The organism is Gordonia sp. p3-SID1431 (genome assembly GCF_025143765.1).
Lineage (GTDB): Bacteria > Actinomycetota > Actinomycetes > Mycobacteriales > Mycobacteriaceae > Gordonia > Gordonia hongkongensis.
This window is the reverse complement of sequence record NZ_JAMBDT010000031.1, coordinates 38003-51772: the sequence shown is the minus strand read 5'-3', so window position 1 is coordinate 51772 and position 13770 is coordinate 38003. Positions and strand designations below refer to the sequence as shown.

Genomic DNA, 13770 nt, shown 5'->3' with positions numbered 1-13770 from the left:
GTGTCCCGGCCAGGAGTGGACGATGGGTCATGCCGGTCGGGCTGCTCGTCGGCCGGTTGACGCTCTCAAGGAGACCTGAACAGCTGTGACAACTCCCTCTCGGACTTCGGGGAAGGGCCGGACTGCAGGGAAGCGGTCGCGACCGGCTCGAGAGATCCCGCCGTGGCGTCCGCTCGTGGCCTTCATCGGCCTGCTCGCGGTCGTCTACGGACTGATCTTCTTCACCGGACCCCAGACCATCGAACCGAAGCTCGGTATCGACCTCCAGGGCGGTACGCGCGTCACGCTGACCGCGCGGACCGAGGACGGTCAGGCGGCGACCCGAGAGCAGCTCGATCAGGCCAAGCAGATCATCGAGCAGCGCGTGAACGGGCTCGGCGTCTCCGGTTCGGAGGTCGTCGTCAGCGGTGACAACCTGATCATCACGGTCCCCGGCCAGGACGGCGCGCAGGCCAAGTCACTCGGGCAGACGGCGCGCCTGTACGTCCGACCGGTCGTCGGGCAGCCGGCCATGGCGACTCCGCAACCGCCGAAGCCCGAGAGTGCCGACGATCAGGCCGACACCCTGCCCACCGAGGCCGCGGCAGCCGCCATCGACGAGCAGCGCAAGCTCCGTCAGGCGCCGGGGAACGCGACCCCGCAGCAGCTCGAGGCACTCCAGCAGCAGATGGCGAAGATGGACTGCTCGCCGACGGCCAACGACCCGCTTCTGGGCAACGACCGCCCCGATGAGTACCTCGTGGCCTGCTCGACGGACGGCTCGGAGGTCTACCTCCTCGGCCCGGAGATCATCGACGGTCGCGACATCAAGAACGCGAACGCCGGTACCGATCCGCAGACCGGCGAATGGGTAGTGACCCTCGAATTCGAGGGTGAGGCCGCCAGCTTCTGGCCCAGGTACACCGCCGAGCAGGCCCCCAACCGGACCCAGACCGCCTTCACGCTCGATTCGCGCGTCGTCTCGGCGCCGGCGATCAACGAGCCCATCCCGGGCGGGCAGACCCGGATCAGCGGCGGTAGCGCCAGTCCGTTCACCGAGTCGTCGTCGAACGAACTCGCCAACGTGCTGAAGTACGGCTCGCTGCCGTTGTCCTTCACCGCCTCCGACGCCGAGACGATCTCGGCGACACTGGGTCTCGCGTCGCTGCAGGCCGGTCTGATCGCCGGACTGGTGGGCCTGATCGCGGTGTTCATCTACGCCCTGGCCTACTACCGCATGCTCGGCATCCTGACGGTGCTGTCGCTCGTCCTCGCCGGGGCCATGGTGTACGGCATCATCGTGCTGCTCGGTCGCTGGATCGGGTTCACCCTCGACCTCGCCGGCATCGCGGGTCTGATCATCGGTATCGGTATGACCGCCGACTCGTTCGTCGTCTACTTCGAACGAATCAAGGACGAGATGCGCGAGGGGCGCAGCTTCCGGTCCGCGGTGCCCCGCGGTTGGGCGAGCGCGCGCCGCACGATCTGGTCCGGCAATGCGGTGAGCTTCATCGCCGCCGCGGTCATCTACATCCTGGCGATCGGTGAGGTCCGCGGCTTCGCGTTCACACTGGGTCTCACCACGATCCTCGACGTCATGGTCGTGTTCCTGGTCACCCACCCGCTGGTCGTCTACGCGAGCCGTTCGACGTTCCTGTCGAAGCCGAGCGTCAACGGACTCGGGGCGATCAGCGAGGTCGCCCGCCAGCGTCGTGTCGCCGCGCACCGGCAAGCGGGTGCGGCCACCGCCGACACGTCTGCGCCGCCGACGGACGCCGACGACACCACTGACGCCACTCGGGAGAAGGGGACCGTGCGATGACCGGGCCGTACAACAAGGCAACCGGCGACTCGGCCGTCCTCGACGCCGACAAGGCGCAGCCCGGCGCGGACGCCGACTTCGTCGCCGATCGCAACCGCTCGTTCCTGTCCCGGCTCTACACCGGTACCGGTGCCTTCGAGATCGTGGGACGCCGCCGCATGTGGTACGGCGTGACCGCGGCGATCCTGCTGATCTGCCTGGCCTCGATCGGAATCCGCGGGTTCACCCTCGGTATCGACTTCGAGGGCGGTACCCAGATGTCGGTGCCGGTCGTCTCCTCGGAGATCACCGCGGAGTCCGTCGAAGAAGTTGTCACCGCGACCCTCGGCGAGGCGCCCGAATCGGTACAGACCGCGGGAGCCGGTGGCAGCCAGACGGTCCAGGTGCGCACCGAGACCCTCGATCTCGCCCAGGCGGAATCGGTGACGCGCGCGCTCGCCGACGAATTCGGTCCCGAACTCGCGCCCGCCGAGGTGAGCATCTCGGATGTGAGCTCGACGTGGGGCAGCGAGATAACCGAGCGCATGCTGATCGCGCTGGCCGTGTTCCTGGTCATCGTCTTCGTCTACATCGCGGTGCGATTCGACCGGGAGATGTCCATCGCGGCGATGGGGTCGCTGTTCTTCGACCTGATCGTGACCGCCGGTATCTACTCGCTCGTCGGGTGGGAGGTCACCCCGGCGACCGTCATCGGCCTGCTCACCATCCTCGGCTTCTCGATCTACGACACGGTGGTCGTGTTCGACAAGATCTCCGAGAACACCCGCTCGGTGCTCCAGACCACCCGGCGCACCTACGCCGAACAGGCCAACCTGGGTGTGAACCAGACCCTCATGCGGTCGATCAACACCACCGTCATCTCGGTGCTGCCGATCATCGCGCTGATGGTCATCGCGGTCTGGCTGCTCGGCGTCGGAACGCTCAAGGATCTCGGGCTGATCCAGCTCGTCGGTGTCCTCGTCGGTACGTTCTCGTCGGTCTTCCTCGCCGCGCCGCTCCTGGCGACACTGAAGGAACGTCGCCCCGACATCGGCCGGCACACCGAGAAGGTCCTCCGGCGTCGCGCCGGGCTCCCGTCCGACGAGCCGCGGCCGGTCCGGACGCGCCGAGGGGCGTCCGCCGGGGCAGCAGTCGACACCGACGACGCGGACCGCGCGGTCCCGACCGGCAAACGCCGTCGCAACCGCTAGTCTCTGCGACGTGAGCGTTGGACGCCGGGAGTTCGTCAGGGTCCTGAGCCTCCTCGTCGGGCTCGTCACGGTCGTCGGGCTGGTGACGGCCTGCGGCGACGACGGGCCGCCGACGATCGACTACGTGGTCGACGCGCGGATCACGACCTACAACGCGAACACGGTGAGCGGCAACGCCGATGGCGTCCTCATGGCGACCACCCGGCTGCTGCCCGGCTTCAGTCTGCTGGGCCCGGCCGGCCAGGTCATCCCGGATCGCGACGTCGGCACGGTCACCCAGGTGCCCGGCCGCGTGCCGACCCTGCGGTATGACTTCAACCCCGAGGCGGTCTTCTCCGACGGGGTGGCCCTCGACTGCGACGATCTCGTGCTCGCCTGGGCGGCGATGAGCGGACGGCTGCCCGGCTTCACCCCGGCGACCACCGCCGGCTATCGCGACATCGACTCGGTGAACTGCGGGGCCGGCGACAAGAGCGCGACCGTCACCTTCGCGCCCGGACGGGAGTACCGGAACTGGCTCTCGCTCTTCGGCGCCGGGGCGATGATGCCGGCGCATGTGGTGGCCCGCGTGGCAGGCCTCTCCGACGTCATCGACCCGATCCGGGCGATGGACCGGGCCGCCGTCGGACGCATCGCGGACGCATGGAACACCGGTTTCGACCTGACGTTCGGACCGATCGATCACGCGCACTATCCGGCGTCGGGTCCGTATCGCATCGACCGGTACTCGCGCTCGGGCGGACTCGTCCTGGTGCCCAACGACGAGTGGTGGGGCGACAAGCCGGAGACCTCGCGCATCGTCGTCTGGGGGCGCGGGACCGACGCGACCCGCCGGCTCCCCGACGGGCGGTTCGACGTCGTCGACGTGACGGCCGGCCTCGTCGACGGTGACATCGCCGGTTCGGCTGGGGCCGCCGGGCCGTCCTCGCCGGCGCGCGCGCTGGGCGTCGAGGAACTCGTCCTGGCCGGCCGCGGCTTGTTCGGCGATGTCCGGATGCGCCGGGCGTTCGCCTCCTGCGTCCCGCGAGCCGACCTCGCCCGCGACTTCGGCGCCGGCGCGCAGGTCTGGAATCTCCGGGTGCTCTCCCCGGCAGACAACCTGTCCGCACAGATGAACACCGAATTCGGCCAGGCCTATCAGCGGCCGGACATCGAACGAGCGCGCGGACTCGTCCGGGCGGCCACCGGGCAGGGCGCGGTAGAGGATCCAGCCGGCGGTGAGGCGGCCGGTTCGGAGGTCGCGCTGCGACCGCGGACGGTACGCATCGGCTACGTCGCGCCGACTCCGCGGTGGCAGCAGATGACCGCGGCGATCGCGGCGTCGTGCCGCGCCGCCGGGATCGTCGTCGAGGACGCGTCCTCACCCGACCTGCGGCCCGACGCGCTGGGCCGCGATGTCGACGCACTCATCGTCGCCGGGGGCGCGTCATTCGCCGCGGCCGGCGCCGCCGACCCGAGCCGGGACGCCTACGCGTTGCGCGGCGGAGACCCGTTGAACCTGTCCGGCATCCGGGAGCCGATGGTGAGCCGGGGAGTGGATCAGCTCGCGACGACCGTCTCGGCGCCCGACCGACTCCGTCTCGCCCGGTCCATCGAGAACGCGACCTGGGCGACGATGCCGTCGGTGCCCCTCTTCGCGGCGCCGCGGATACGGCAGTGGAAGGATCGGGTGGGCAACGTGGTGGCCGGCCTCGGCCGCGACGGCACCGGATGGAACATGGATCGGTGGACGATCCGTGGTTGAGCAGGGGAGTGAAGCGATGGGTGGTGTCGTGCCCGACCGTACGGCGGAGGCGGTCTCGCGAGCGCAGGCGGCGATCGCCGAACACGCTCGCCTCGTCGACGACTTCCCGGCTCCCGGAATCGCTTTCAAGGATCTGACACCGGTCCTCGCGGACCCGGAAGGGCTGTCGACGATCGTCACCGCGCTCACGCATGGTTGTTCGTCGATCGACCTCGTGGCCGGTATCGACGCGCGCGGGTTCCTGCTGGGCGGCGCGGTCGCCCGTGAGCTCGAGGTCGGGGTGCTGGCGGTCCGCAAGGGCGGCAAGCTGCCGCCGCCGGTCCTCGCCATCGACTACAGCCTCGAATACGGACAGGCCACGCTCGAGATCCCGGCCGACGGCCTCGACCTCAGCGGCCGGCGTGTCCTGCTCGTCGACGATGTGCTCGCCACCGGCGGGACGGCGGTCGCCGCGGCCGAACTGCTCCATCGTGCGGGTGCGCACGTCGTCGGGGTCGCGGTGATCATGGAACTCGCGGGTCTCGGCGGCCGGGACACGATCGCCCGCGGCCTCGGACCGGACGTTCCCGTCCATGCGGTCGCACTTGACTGACGGCGTCGACCCGGTCGTGGGCGGGCCGCGACTAGAATCGGCTGAGCCCGCCCGGTAGGCCGGACGGGTCACCATATGCCGACAGACAACCGTGAGGAGGACCGCTGATGCCCGATGAATCCGACACGGCGCAGCGTGGCGTGACCCCCGCGGGTACCCCGGACGCCGGAGCGACGTCGGCCGAGACCGCCGACCGGCCGAACGCACCGGCCGCCGTCGGCTCCATCCAGCCGGGTGCGTCGGCCTCACGCCGGGTGCGCGCCCGCCTCGCGCGCCGCATGACCGCGACCCGCAGTCAGGTCCGGCCGGTCCTCGAACCGCTGGTCACTCTGCACCGCGAGATCTACCCGAAGGCCGACGTGGCGTTGCTGCAGCGCGCCTACGACGTCGCCGACGAGCGGCACAGCGGCCAGAAGCGCAAGTCCGGCGATCCCTACATCACCCATCCGCTGGCGGTCGCGACGATCCTCGCCGATCTGGGCATGGACACCACGACCCTCATCGCGGCGCTGCTGCACGACACGGTCGAGGACACCGGCTACTCCCTGCAGGCGCTGGAGAAGGACTTCGGACCCGAGGTCGCACACCTCGTCGACGGCGTGACCAAGCTCGACAAGGTCGCCCTCGGCAGCGCCGCGGAGGCCGAGACCATCCGCAAGATGATCATCGCGATGGCGCGCGATCCGCGCGTTCTCGTCATCAAGGTCGCCGACCGGTTGCACAACATGCGCACGATGCGCTTCCTGCCGCCGGAGAAGCAGGCGCGCAAGGCCCGCGAGACCCTGGAAGTCATTGCGCCACTTGCTCATCGACTCGGCATGGCGACGGTCAAATGGGAACTCGAGGACCTGTCGTTCGCGATCCTGCACCCCAAGCGCTACGAGGAGATCGTGCGGCTCGTCGCCGACCGCGCGCCGTCCCGCGACACCTACCTCGCCCGGGTGCGCGCCGACATCAACAACGCGCTGGCCGGTGCACGAATCAACGCGACCGTCGAGGGGCGGCCCAAGCACTACTGGTCGATCTATCAGAAGATGATCGTCAAGGGGCGCGACTTCGACGACATCCACGACCTTGTCGGGATGCGCATCCTCTGCGAGGAGGACCGCGACTGCTACGCCGCCGTCGGTGTCGTGCACTCGCTGTGGCAACCCATGGCCGGGCGCTTCAAGGACTACATCGCCCAGCCGCGGTTCGGCGTCTACATGTCGTTGCACACCACCGTCATCGGACCCGAGGGCAAACCGCTCGAGGTGCAGATTCGCACGCACGAGATGCACCGCACGGCCGAGTTCGGGATCGCCGCGCACTGGCGCTACAAGGAGAACGGCTACCGCAAGTCGGGCAAGAAGTCCGACACCGCCGAGATCGACGACATGGCCTGGATGCGCCAGCTGCTCGACTGGCAGCGGGAGGCCGCGGACCCGGGTGAGTTCCTGGAGTCGCTGCGCTACGACCTCGCCGTGCGCGAGATCTTCGTGTTCACCCCGAAGGGCGACGTCATCACGCTGCCCGCCGGGTCGACCCCGGTCGACTTCGCCTACGCGGTCCACACCGAGGTCGGACACCGTTGTATCGGCGCGCGCGTCAACGGCCGGCTGGTCGCGCTCGAGCGCACGCTCGAGAACGGCGAGGTGGTGGAGGTGTTCACCTCCAAGGCGCCGACCGCCGGTCCGTCGAAGGACTGGCAGACGTTCGTGGTCTCGCCGCGCGCCAAGGCCAAGATCCGGCAGTGGTTCGCCAAAGAGCGACGCGAGGAGGCCCTCGAGGCCGGCAAGGACGCGATCGCCAAGGAGGTCCGCCGCGGCGGGCTCCCGCTCCAGCGGCTCCTCAGCGCGGAATCGATGTCGGCGATCGCCCGCGAGTTGCGCTACACCGACGTCACCGCGCTCTACACCGCGGTCGGTGAGAACCATGTCTCCGCACGGCATGTCGTCAACCGGTTGGTCGCCTCACTGGGTGGCATCGAGGACGCCGAAGAGGCGATCGCCGAGCGGTCGACGCCGTCGACGATGCCCACCCGGGCACGCCAGGGCGGCGACGCGGGCGTCATGGTCGACGGCATCGACAACGTCGTGATCAAACTCGCCAAGTGCTGCACCCCGGTGCCCGGCGACGACATCCTCGGTTTCGTCACCCGCGGCGGCGGGATCAGCGTGCACCGCACCGACTGCACCAACGCCGAATCGCTTCGGCAGCAAGAGGAACGAATTCTCGACGTGTCCTGGGCCCCGTCGCCGGAATCGGTGTTCCTGGTGGCGATCCAGGTGGAGGCGCTCGACCGGCACCGGTTGCTGTCGGACGTGACCAAGGTGCTCGCCGACGAACGCGTCAACATCCTGTCCGCGTCGGTGACGACGAGCCGGGACCGGGTGGCCATCAGCAAGTTCACCTTCGAGATGGGCGACCCGAAGCACCTCGGGCACGTGCTCAACGTCGTGCGCAACGTCGAAGGCGTCTACGACGTCTACCGGGTGACCTCGGCGGCGTGATCGGGAGGCTCTGTTCTGATTCGCCAGCCCACTCCCTCTGCTCCCTGAGGTGCGAGCGAAGCGAGCCACGAAGGGCCGGGTGAGCTGCCTCGCCAGGCCCTTCGTGGCTTGTCGCTCGCGCTCCTCGCACCTCAGGGATCACGGGTTTCGAGGTTCTTTTGGATTAGGGATCAGAGTCCCGGCGCCTAGTTGATCGTGGCCGTCTCGATGGTCACCGGGAGCTTCGGCTCGCCGTCCCCGGGCTGACTGCCGATCGGGCCGGGGTTGATGCCGCCGGCGTAGACCTTGTCGAGCACCGCGAGTCCGGGTTCGTCGACCTTGCCGACGATCGAGTAGTCCGGGCCCAACTGGCTGTCGTTGATCACGATGAAGAGCTGGCTGGACCCGGTGTTCGGGTTCTGCCCGCCCTGGCTGCTGTTGGCGATCGCGATGGTGCCGCGCGGGTAGATGACGGGCTGCGAACCGGTCGTCGGATCCGGCTGCCCGACCGTCTGCAGATCGGTCGGCGGCTCGTCGGGGCTGGTCCAACCGGGCCCGCTCATGCCGGTGCCGGTGGGGTCGCCGCACTGCAGGATCTTCAGCGTCTCGCTGGTGGTCATGCGGTGGCAGGTGGAGTCGTCGTAGAACTTGTTCTCGATCAACGAGGTGACCGCAGCCGTGTTGCACGGCGCGCCATCGCGTTCGAGCGTGATCGGTAGGGTGCCCTGGGAGGTGACGAACGTGGCCTTCTCGGTGCCCGACTTGAGGACGCGCTCGTCGGGCTTGGGCGAGGTGCGCTCGTTCTCCGCGGCCGCCTTCAGCTCGTCGAGTTCGGCTTGGTACTGCGCTCGCTGATCGGCCGGGACGTTGTCGGGCACCTGATCGGGCAGCTGGTCGAAGCGGCTCGGGGAGTCCTCGTAGGCGCAGGTCGTCCAGCGTGCGGCCTCGCGGTCGTCCATGATCTTCTTCACCACGACGGCGGTCACGCCCGCGACCACGGCGACCACGACGGCGGTCGAGACGGAGGCGATGACGATCTTCCGCTTGCGCCGGGCGAGGCGCTCGGTCTCGAGGCGTTCTTCGAGCTTCCGCTTCGCCGCCTCGCGGCGCTCCTCATTGGTGGACACGCGGGTGGATCCTCCTGAAACCTCGGCATGGCTGTGCCGACATCGTCGTGGATGTCACTTACTCGGGGGCAAGTGTGCCAGTTGTACCTGAGAACGGGGTGCGGCGGGTCGCGAGCCATGCCGCCTACGCAACAATGGACACCGACGTGTGTGCGTCGTCCTGTCCGCGCCGACCCGAGGAGCAGCATGCTCATCACCGGATTCCCCGCCGGGATGTTCCAGACAAACTGCTACATCGTCGCCGCCGAGGCGGGATCGGAGGCGGTGATCATCGATCCGGGCCAGGATGCGGCGCCGCGGGTCCGGGAACTGCTCGCCGAACACGACCTCACCCCGGTGGCGGTGCTGCTCACGCACGGTCACCTCGACCACACCTGGAACGCGACGGAACTCTGCGACGAGTACTCGATCCCGGCCTACATCCATCCCGCGGATCGTCCGATGCTCGCCGATCCCGGTCTCGGCATCGGACGGGCGTTGGGCGCGATGATCGGCGACCAGGTGTTCACCGAGCCGGAGAAGGTGGTCGAGTTCGCCGACGGCGAGTCGGTGGAACTCGCCGGGGTCTCCTTCTCGGTCGATCTCGCGCCCGGGCACACACAGGGCTCGGTGCTGCTCGGCGTCGACGTCGACGTGCCGGACGAGGCCCGGGATCAGGCCGGGCCCGACACGCCGTCGGTGGTCGGGGTCTGCTTCTCCGGTGACGTATTGTTTGCCGGTTCGATCGGCCGGACGGATCTCCCCGGGGGCAACCATCAGCAGTTGCTCGACTCGATAGCGGCGAAACTCCTGCCGCTGCCCGCGGAGACGCTGGTCCTGCCCGGCCACGGACCCCAGACCACCATCGGCCAGGAGAGTGCGAGCAATCCCTTCCTGGCCGGCCTCGAGCACCAGAGCACGCGACCGAAGGGAAGACACGGACTGTGAGCGGAGCATTTCAGGCCCCCCGGGGCATCCCGGACTACTTCCCGCCGAACTCGGCGGACTTCCGGAGGGTCCGGGACACGCTCACCGACGCGGCGCGTCGTGCCGGCTACGGCCACATCGAACTGCCGGTGTTCGAGGACACCGCGCTGTTCGCACGCGGGGTCGGGGAGTCGACCGATGTCGTGAGCAAGGAGATGTACACCTTCGCCGACCGCGGCGACCGCTCGGTGACGCTGCGTCCCGAGGGCACCGCGGGCGTGGTGCGCGCGGTGATCCAGCACGGTCTCGACCGCGGCCAGCTACCGGTGAAGGTCTGCTACGCCGGGCCGTTCTTCCGCTATGAGAAGCCGCAGACCGGCCGGTATCGCCAGCTGCAGCAGGTCGGCGTCGAGGCGATCGGTGTCGACGACCCTGCGCTCGACGCCGAGGTCATCGCGATCGCCGACGAGGGCTATCGCCGACTCGGTCTGACAGGGTTCCGCCTCGAGATCACCTCGCTGGGTGACGACGAGAGCCGGCCGCGCTATCGAGAGGCGTTGCAGGAGTTCCTGTTCGGGCTCGATCTCGACGAGGCCACCCGGATGCGCGCCGAGATCAACCCGCTGCGTGTCCTCGACGACAAGCGGCCCGAGATCAAGGCGGCGACCGCAGGCGCACCGCTGCTCATCGACTATCTGTCCGACGACGCGAAGGCGCACTTCGACCTCGTCCTGGCGCACCTGGACCGGCTGGGTGTCGTCTACGAGATCAACCCGCGTCTGGTGCGCGGCCTGGACTACTACACGAAGACTACGTTCGAATTCGTCCACGACGGTCTCGGTGCGCAGTCGGGCATCGGCGGCGGCGGGCGCTACGACGGTCTGATGCGACAGCTGGGCGCCAAGCAGGATCTGTCGGGCATCGGGTTCGGGATCGGCGTCGACCGGACGATGCTGGCGCTGGAGGCCGAGGGTGTCGCGGGCACCGAGGCGGCCCGCTGCCAGGTCTTCGGAGTGCCGCTGGGCTCGGCGGCCAAAGCCGAACTCGTCGGTGTCGCAGGCGCTCTGCGCGCCGCCGGGATCAGTGTCGACCTGGCTTACGGCGATCGTGGCCTCAAGGGCGCGATGAAGGCGGCCGACCGTTCGGGGGCGCGGCTGGCGCTGGTGCTCGGGGAGAACGAACTCGCCGAGCGCCGGCTGGAGATCAAGGACCTGAGCAACGGCGAACAGCACCGGGTCGCCCTGGACGACTTGGTCGCCGAGGTCCGTCGTCTCCTGGGCTGAGGTCAGCGCATACATTCGCAGCTGAAAACCGCCCAGTGCAGGACCGGCGACTGCTCAAAGGCGTCGGCGAAGCTGCGGAGGGTGGTTTTCAGCGGCGCGTCTCCTGGTCCTCGCCGGCGACCTCGGCCGCGAGGACGTCCAGCGAGACACCGCCGAGAGCCAGTGCGCGCGAATGGAAGTCCTTGAGCGTCCAGTCCGGGTGCCGGCGGAGGGCGGCGGTACGCGTCTGCTCCCACACGCGCTGGCCGAGCGCATACGAGGGCGCCTGGCCGGGCCAGCCCAGATAGCGGTCGAGTTCGAAACGCAACACGGCGTGGTCCATCGCGACCGACGAGGTCAGGAACGTCCAGGCCTTGTCGGCGTCCCACATCCCGCCGACGAGGGACTCCGGCGCGGGCAGGCGGCAGTGGACCCCGATGTCGACCACGACCCGCGCGGCCCGCAGCCGCTGCGAGTCGAGCATCCCCATGCGGTCGCCCGGGTCCTCGAGCCAGCCGAGCTCGTCCATCAGGCGTTCGGCGTAGAGCGCCCAGCCCTCGCCGTGTCCGGAGGTGAACGACGCGAGCTTGCGCCAGGCGTTGAGGTCGGGGTCGACGATCGCCGATCCGAGCTGGAGATGATGCCCGGGCACGCCCTCGTGGTACACCGTCGTCTTCTCCTGCCAGGTGTGGAAGACGGTCTGGTCGTCGGGCACCGCCCACCACATCCGGCCCGGGCGGGACAGATCCTCGCTGGGCTGGGTGTAGTAGATGATGCCGGTCGACGACGGGGCGAGCCGGCACTCCAGCCGGGACAGCCGGGCCGGGAGGTCGAAGTGCGTGCCCGCCAGACCGGCGACCGCCGCGTCGGACGTCGCTTGCATCCAGTCGACGAATTCCGCGCGATCGTGGATCTGGTACTGCGGCTGACGATCCAGCCAGGCGAGCGTCGCCGCGACCCCCTGTCCGGGGAGCAGACCCTCCGCGATCTCCTGCTGCTCGGCGACGATCTGCCGCAACCGGGTCATCGCCCAGGCGTAGGCGTCGTCGGGGTCGGCGTCGGCGCCCAGGTAGGCCGGCAGGTGCAGCAGGTAGCGGTCGCGGCCGACCGCGTCGTCGTCGACGGCCTGAGCGAGAACGCCGGTGCGCAGGTAGTGGGCGAAGGTCCCGAACGAGGTCCGCGCCGCGTCGAGCGCGGTGGTGAGGGTGCCGGCCAGCGCCGGGTCGGCCGCGATCGGTGCGGTGTTGCCGGCGATGGCGTCGGCCGCGGTGTCGGCCTGCCGGGCGACCGCCGCCACCTGTCGACGGGCCGGCGGCGGACCGTGACGAAGCCGGTGGGCGAGGCCGTCGACAACGTCGGTGAGCGACGCCGGGATCGCGGTGAGGCGGGACAAGAAGGTCTCCCGCTGCTCGCGGGTGTCGGTGGGCATGAGGTCGAAGACGTCGCGCAGCGCCTGCAACGGTGACGCGATGACATTGCAGTTGCCGATGTGCTCGCCCGCGTCGGCGAGTGCGAGCTCGCGACGCAGCGAGGCGCTCATGGTCGCGACGGTGACGCGGTCGATGGCATCGACGACGTCGGCGCCGCCCAGGGCGGAGAGGGTGCCGGCGGCGACCTCGGCGCGTTCGGCGCACCCCTGCGCGGAGAAGTCGGTCAGCCGGTCGTCGTGCCCACCGCGCCCGATCTCGGTGGCGAACAGCGGATCGAGCTCGCACAACTGGTCCAGATGCGCCTCGGCGATCGCATCGACGGCGGTGGGCCTGCGCGGGCCGGTCCCGCCGGGGTCGGTGGCGTTCACAGGTCGTCGGTGGCGAAGGTGTCGCAGCGATCCGGATCGCCCGACTGGTAGCCGACGGTGAACCACCGCGTGCGTTGGGCCGCCGAACCATGAGTCCAGCCCTCGGGATTGGAGCCCGCGCCCTGGATGGTGTCGTCGCCGATGGCCTTCGCGGTCTGGATGACCGTCGCGATCTGCTCCTCGGTGATGGGCGCGAGGAGGGCGTCGGGGCCGTCGTCGGCGTGATGGGCCCACACCCCGGCGAGGCAGTCGGCCTGCAATTCGACCCGTACCGAACCCGATCGCGGTCCCTGCGACCCCATCCGCTGACCCTTGGCGAGGGCGCCGGTGAGGTTCTGCACGTGGTGTCCGTACTCGTGGGACACGACGTACTCCTGCGCGAGGGGCCCGTCGCTGCCGCCCATGCGACGCAGCTGGGCGAAGAACGTCGGATCGAAGTACGCCGTCGAATCGGCGGGGCAGTAGAACGGGCCGGTCGCCGAACTCGCCGCGCCGCACCCGGTGTTCACCGCGTCGGAGAAGATGACCGTCTGCGGTGGCTCGTACTCGGGCCACAGATCCGACCACACCGTGTCGACGCTGACGGTGGTCGCCTTGATCCGGCAGATCGTGTTCTCGTTGGCCATCTCATAGGTGCACTCTTCCAGTTGCTGCTGGATCTGCGCGGCGTCCGACGAGGTGCCGGGAGTGGGGCCGCCGGCGCCGAGCAGATCGCCGGGGTTCACCCCGAAGAACAGCGCGACGATCGTGATGAGGAGTCCCGCGCCGCCGCCCAGCGCGATCCGGCCCCCACCGCCTCCACCGCCTCCGGAGACGCTGCCGGTGTCGATCGATCCGCTGCCTTGGAAGGTCACGCGGCCATTCTGGCACGATCGTCAC

At 69.4% G+C, this 13770-nt stretch carries 10 protein-coding genes; 7 read left to right on the top strand and 3 right to left on the bottom strand.

All coding sequences use genetic code 11. The features are described 5' to 3' along the window. Positions 1-85 precede the first annotated feature (85 nt). The 5 genes from secD (at position 86) to M4D77_RS10315 (ending at position 7819) form a co-directional block, all read left to right on the top strand. A complete protein-coding gene (gene secD / locus M4D77_RS10335; RefSeq protein ID WP_396266573.1) occupies positions 86-1801 on the top strand; it encodes a protein translocase subunit SecD in 1716 nt (571 codons plus the stop codon). Next, positions 1798-2991, top strand: coding sequence for a protein translocase subunit SecF (gene secF / locus M4D77_RS10330; protein ID WP_226513207.1), 1194 nt, complete (start codon positions 1798-1800; stop codon positions 2989-2991). Before secD ends, secF begins: the two co-directional genes overlap by 4 nt. A gap of 10 nt (positions 2992-3001) precedes the next feature. Further along, on the top strand, positions 3002-4735 hold the full coding sequence (locus tag M4D77_RS10325; RefSeq protein WP_259936148.1) for an ABC transporter substrate-binding protein: 1734 nt from the start codon (positions 3002-3004) through the stop codon (positions 4733-4735). A gap of 16 nt (positions 4736-4751) precedes the next feature. Further along, positions 4752-5327, top strand: a complete 576-nt coding sequence (locus M4D77_RS10320) for an adenine phosphoribosyltransferase (protein WP_058250276.1) — start codon at positions 4752-4754, stop codon at positions 5325-5327. Between the two features lie 107 nt (positions 5328-5434). Next, positions 5435-7819, top strand: a complete 2385-nt coding sequence (locus M4D77_RS10315; RefSeq protein ID WP_259936147.1) for a bifunctional (p)ppGpp synthetase/guanosine-3',5'-bis(diphosphate) 3'-pyrophosphohydrolase — start codon at positions 5435-5437, stop codon at positions 7817-7819. 185 nt (positions 7820-8004) lie between these two features. Here the strand turns inward: M4D77_RS10315 and M4D77_RS10310 are convergent, their stop codons facing one another. Further along, a complete protein-coding gene (locus M4D77_RS10310) occupies positions 8005-8925 on the bottom strand; it encodes a peptidylprolyl isomerase (RefSeq protein WP_058250323.1) in 921 nt (306 codons plus the stop codon). Between the two features lie 186 nt (positions 8926-9111). Here M4D77_RS10310 and M4D77_RS10305 point away from each other — a divergent pair, with 186 nt between their 5' ends. Further along, positions 9112-9852 (top strand): MBL fold metallo-hydrolase, encoded by a 741-nt coding sequence (locus M4D77_RS10305; protein WP_205334345.1) that lies wholly within the window; start codon positions 9112-9114, stop codon positions 9850-9852. Then, positions 9849-11114 carry a histidine--tRNA ligase gene (gene hisS, locus M4D77_RS10300; RefSeq protein ID WP_205334344.1) on the top strand — a complete coding sequence of 422 codons (1266 nt, stop codon included), beginning with the start codon at positions 9849-9851 and terminating at the stop codon, positions 11112-11114. The genes M4D77_RS10305 and hisS overlap by 4 nt, the downstream gene beginning before the upstream one ends. A gap of 88 nt (positions 11115-11202) precedes the next feature. Here the strand turns inward: hisS and M4D77_RS10295 are convergent, their stop codons facing one another. Beyond that, entirely contained in the window at positions 11203-12891 is a 1689-nt protein-coding gene (locus M4D77_RS10295) for a DUF885 domain-containing protein (RefSeq protein WP_226513212.1), read from the bottom strand. Continuing rightward, positions 12888-13745 (bottom strand): neutral zinc metallopeptidase, encoded by an 858-nt coding sequence (locus M4D77_RS10290; RefSeq protein WP_226513213.1) that lies wholly within the window; start codon positions 13743-13745, stop codon positions 12888-12890. The genes M4D77_RS10295 and M4D77_RS10290 overlap by 4 nt, the downstream gene beginning before the upstream one ends. Positions 13746-13770: the final 25 nt, after the last annotated feature.